Consider the following 4,581-nt stretch of genomic DNA (forward strand, 5'->3'; position numbering starts at 1 on the left):
CCTTTTTCATAAACAGGGTTTCGTCGGGATTATATATTAAGTCGTATAGCAGCGTGTGTTGGTCCATCGCTTCGTATGGCAGTTTGGGGCATTCGTCTGTTCGCGGATACATGCCCAGCGGCGTACAGTTAACGATAACATTGTACTCGGCAATCACTTGGGGCGTTACATCGTCATAAGTGATGGTGTTGCCCTTGCGTGCCGTGCGGCTAACGAAACGCGTTTCCAAGCCAAGGCTTTTCAATCCGTAGTCGATGGCCTTGGCCGCACCGCCTGTTCCGAGGATGAGTGCCTTTTGATGGCCAGGTTCGAGCATCGACTCTATGCTGCGCGTAAAGCCGATAACGTCGCTGTTAAAGCCTTTTAGGTAAGGTTTAGAGCCCTTATGACTCACCCTAATAACATTTACCGCACCGATGGAACGTGCCTCTGGCGATAAGTCGTCAAGGTATTTTATCACCTCTTCCTTATAGGGTATGGTGACATTCAGCCCACGCAAGTTGGGCGTTGTGTCGAGTATTTCGGCCAAGCTGTCTATGCTTGCAATTTCATAATTCTCGTATTCGGCGTCAATACCCTCGTTGTGGAATTTCTCATTGAAGTAGCTTATCGAGAAGCTATGCCCAAGTGGAAACCCTATCAGTCCGTATTTGTCCATAATGTTCCTGAATATTCGTATTCAACTTGCCTTTACTAATTATTACCTTATACCTGAGAAACAGGAAAGTATAGTGGAAAAGATATGGTTCTATAAACGCATTTAACGGCAGTTTGCTTACAACGTATCAGCCCAATGCAGCATGTTGTATGCCTACAAGCACCTTTGTAGTGTCAGTACAAGCACCTTGTAGTGTCAGTACAAGCACCTTGTAGTGCCAGTACAAGCACCTTGTAGCATCAGTACAAGCACCTTGTAGCGCCAGTACAAGCATCTTGTAGCGTCAGTACAAGCATCTTGTAGCGTCAGTACAAGCATCTTGTAGCGTCAGTACAAGCATCTTGTAGCGTCAGTACAAGCACCTTTGTAGCGTTAGTACAAGCATCTTGTAGTGGTGCAATTCTTTGCTCTTAAACTGTTTTTTACAGAACGATCTATTTTACTACCATTCCAAAAACCATTTTGTTTGTAACTATTAGGCCTTTTCTAAAAAGCTCTCTTCGTTACTTGGTTGCCAGGTACATGGTGCAGATTCCGAACGTTAGCCGCTTAAACTTAACTTCTTCGAAACCTGCTTTCTTGAGAATTCCGACCATCGTTTCGCCTTGCGGAAAGGCCTCGACGGTGCTGATGAGATAGCGATAGGCACCCTTATCCTTGGATACGAGGCGCGCATAAAGTGGTAGTACGGTGTGCGAATATATCTTAAAGAGCCACGACATGGGGAAACGTTTGGGAGCCGAAAGCTCCACGATGCTTAAATGTCCGCCCTTACGCAACACGCGATGCAGTTCGCCCAGGCACTTGTCAAGGTCTTTAAAGTTGCGGATGCCGAACGCGGCGGTCACTGCATCAAACCGTTCCGCAGGGAACGAGAGGTTCATGCAGTCTTCTTTCATAAACGACACCACGCCTCCCAGCTGTGCCTTCTCCACCTTCTTGCGCCCAATCTCCATCATTCCTTCCGAGATGTCGGCCCCAATAAGACTGCTAGGCTTGAGCATCTTTGCGGCCAAAATAGCGAAATCGCCCGTGCCTGTGGCTATGTCGAGCATCTGTTTTGGCTTGAACGGCACTAGTTGCCCGATGGCCTTACGTCGCCAACGCTTATCTATGTCCCACGAAAGGCGGTGGTTCAACACATCGTATGTTGGGGCAATGTTGTCGAACATCTTTTCAACCAACTCGCCCTTATCGCCTTGTTCGCCGTAGGGTTTTATCTCTTCTTGCTTATACATGGAGGATATGTGCCATTAAATAGGGGTTATAGATAACGCGAAAGGCAACTTTGTTGGGCCTTCGCCCACACTGTCGACCTTGCAGTCATCCTGTTTTTTAACGTATATTCAGGCCAAAGGCATGAACGAGAAAAGCGAAACTGCGCTTTCATGCCACCCTTTTCCTCGCCATAAAGACAACTGGGGCTGACATGAAAACCAGTTAACGTTTGCCGTTCTATTTGCCTTGCGCCAAATATTCCGTTACGTTCTTCTCGATACGAGCAGCCAAATTAGCCTCATCTGCGGCCTTATTGAACGTCTCGCCGGTGATATGCTCGTATAGTTCGATATAGCGATTGCTCACCTCTTCTGCGTATTCGTCGGTTATTTCGGGCATGGTTTGGCCAGGCTCGTTCATGAAATTGTGTTCGATGAGCCATTGGCGCAAAAATTCTTTCGACAATTGGCGTTGCGGTTCGCCCTTAGCCAATTTCTCTTCGTAGCCTTCGGCGTAGAAATAGCGGCTCGAATCGGGCGTATGTATTTCGTCGATGAGATATACTTTACCGTCGCGCTTGCCAAATTCGTACTTCGTATCAACGAGAATAAGGCCGTGTTTGGCAGCGATTTCCTGACCACGACGGAAGAGTTTTTTAGTGTAGTCTTCCATCACGGCATAGTCTTCGGCACTAACAAGACCCTGTGCGATGATTTCTTCTTTCGAGATATTGAGGTCGTGACCTTCGTCGGCCTTCGTTGTTGGCGTTACGATGGGTTCGGGGAAACGCTCGTTTTCTTTCATGCCGTCGGGCAATTTCACACCGCACAGCTCCCTACATCCTTTCTTATATTCACGCCAAGCGGAGCCTGTAAGTATCGAACGAATGATCATCTCCACACGGAAACCCTCGCATTTAAGGCCGACGGTCACCATCGGGTCGGGCGTGGCCAACTTCCAATTGGGGCAGATGTCGGCCGTAAGGTCAAGAAACTTGGCCGCTATTTGGTTCAGAACCTGCCCTTTAAAGGGAATGCCTTTGGGCAAGATCACGTCGAAAGCCGATATTCTGTCGGTTGCAACCATCACGATTTTATCGCCGTCGATGTCGTACACATCTCTAACTTTACCGTGATACACACTCTTTTGTCCAGCGAAGTGGAAATCGGTTTGTGTCAATGCTTTCATCTCTATCCTTGTTTTTATGATGTATCCTATTCTTTCTCTTTATTTCTTTCTGTTTCGTAATATGCCTCATAAGCATTTACGATACGTGTAACGAGCTTGTGTCGCACAATATCCTTTTGGTCGAACTGCACAGTTGCAATGCCCTTTACATTGCGCAAGATGTCTAATGCCACCCGCAAACCGCTCTTTTGTTCCCTTGGTAGGTCTATTTGGGTTAAGTCGCCTGTCACAATCATCTTGGTGTTTGTACCCATACGCGTCAGAAACATCTTTATTTGAGCCATAGTGGTGTTCTGTGCCTCGTCTAAAATAACGATGGCATCTGTAAGTGTTCTACCGCGCATGAAGGCCAACGGAGCTATCTGTATCACATGTTTCTCCATCATGTCTTGCAGCTTTACGGCAGGAATCATGTCTTCCAACGCATCGTACAGCGGTTGCAGATAGGGGTCTATCTTCTCTTTCATATCACCAGGTAGAAATCCCAGTTTCTCGCCAGCCTCCACTGCTGGTCTACTAAGGATTATTTTCTTGGCTGTTTTCTCCTTCAAGGCTTTCACTGCCAAGGCGATGCTCAGGTAGGTCTTACCCGTTCCTGCTGGTCCAACGGCAAATACCAAGTCGTGACGTTCGTATGCGTCTACCAATCGCTGTTGGTTTTCGCTCCTGCTCTTTATGGGCTTGCCCGTGATGTTGTACACAATAACATCTTTAATGGCATCGGCCTTGGTGCGTTTACCCTTAATAATGTCGAGAATGTCTTCTTCGTTGATGGCATTGTATTTAAGGATATGTTTCCTTATGCCTTCGGTCTTCTCTTCGAAGATTGCCATCTCTTCCTCATCACCCAGCACGCGGATGACATTGTCGCGAGCAACGATGCGCAATTTGGGGAACAGCGACTTTATCATTTGCAGATACCCGTTGTTCACCCCATAAAACATTACGGGGTCAATATCTTCAAGTACAATATGCTTCTCTACCAATGTCGTAATTCCTAAATATAATATTAGTGCAAAATTACAAAAAGCTTTCCATAACCCAACACTTTTTTCTATCTTTGTGGCGCAATTAAACGTTTTTCAATGAGATTGACAAAGAACCAGTTTTTAAAGGCTTTCGCCGCGGTGGTTGTTTTGTTGGCCGTGGTGCGGGTGGTTTTCCCTTCCATCGCCAAACCTGCCGATGCAAAGAAGAAGACAGAAACCAAGGGGGAAGACATCAGCGAAGATGCCGAAAGAAACGCGCATGCCGCAGCACAACCCGTGGATGGAAAGCTAACCAAACTGAAATTTTTCAAGGCCGACGGCACACCCGTGAAGAACCGCATTATGAGTGTTCCCAACTTTTCCAAAGCCTTCCCCGACCTTAACGACGTGCAGTTGGAGATGGCACAGAAGTATGGCGTTAAGCCCGTGGCCGACCGAAAGGAGGCGGAAAACCGAAAGGCTGAGTTGGTGTATATGGCTAGCAGTCCTTATTACCATGTAGACAAGCTGAACAATAGCGTGCCTTAC

The 4,581-nt window shown here is 47.1% G+C and carries 5 protein-coding genes; 1 reads left to right on the plus strand and 4 read right to left on the minus strand.

What is annotated here, in order from left to right; all coding sequences use genetic code 11:
• From BN93_RS11820 to BN93_RS11835, 4 genes are all read right to left on the minus strand, one after another.
• Window positions 1–658 (minus strand): shikimate dehydrogenase family protein (locus BN93_RS11820; RefSeq protein ID WP_019188532.1); only part of this gene is annotated, 658 nt, incomplete at its 3' end.
• Between the two features lie 503 nt (window positions 659–1,161).
• Window positions 1,162–1,896: a bifunctional demethylmenaquinone methyltransferase/2-methoxy-6-polyprenyl-1,4-benzoquinol methylase UbiE gene (ubiE, locus tag BN93_RS11825; protein WP_019188533.1), complete on the minus strand. Its 735-nt coding sequence runs from the start codon at window positions 1,894–1,896 to the stop codon at window positions 1,162–1,164.
• A gap of 217 nt (window positions 1,897–2,113) precedes the next feature.
• Window positions 2,114–3,064, minus strand: coding sequence for a phosphoribosylaminoimidazolesuccinocarboxamide synthase (locus tag BN93_RS11830; RefSeq protein WP_019188534.1), 951 nt, complete (start codon window positions 3,062–3,064; stop codon window positions 2,114–2,116).
• A gap of 26 nt (window positions 3,065–3,090) precedes the next feature.
• Complete coding sequence (locus BN93_RS11835) at window positions 3,091–4,050, minus strand: PhoH family protein (protein ID WP_019188535.1); 960 nt, start codon at window positions 4,048–4,050, stop codon at window positions 3,091–3,093.
• A gap of 99 nt (window positions 4,051–4,149) precedes the next feature.
• Between BN93_RS11835 and BN93_RS11840 the strand changes: the two genes are divergently transcribed.
• Window positions 4,150–4,581: DUF5715 family protein (locus BN93_RS11840; RefSeq protein ID WP_044260601.1), on the plus strand; the 432-nt coding region annotated here is incomplete at its 3' end.

The organism is Prevotella conceptionensis 9403948 (assembly GCF_000312305.1).
GTDB classification, from domain to species: Bacteria; Bacteroidota; Bacteroidia; order Bacteroidales; family Bacteroidaceae; genus Prevotella; species Prevotella conceptionensis.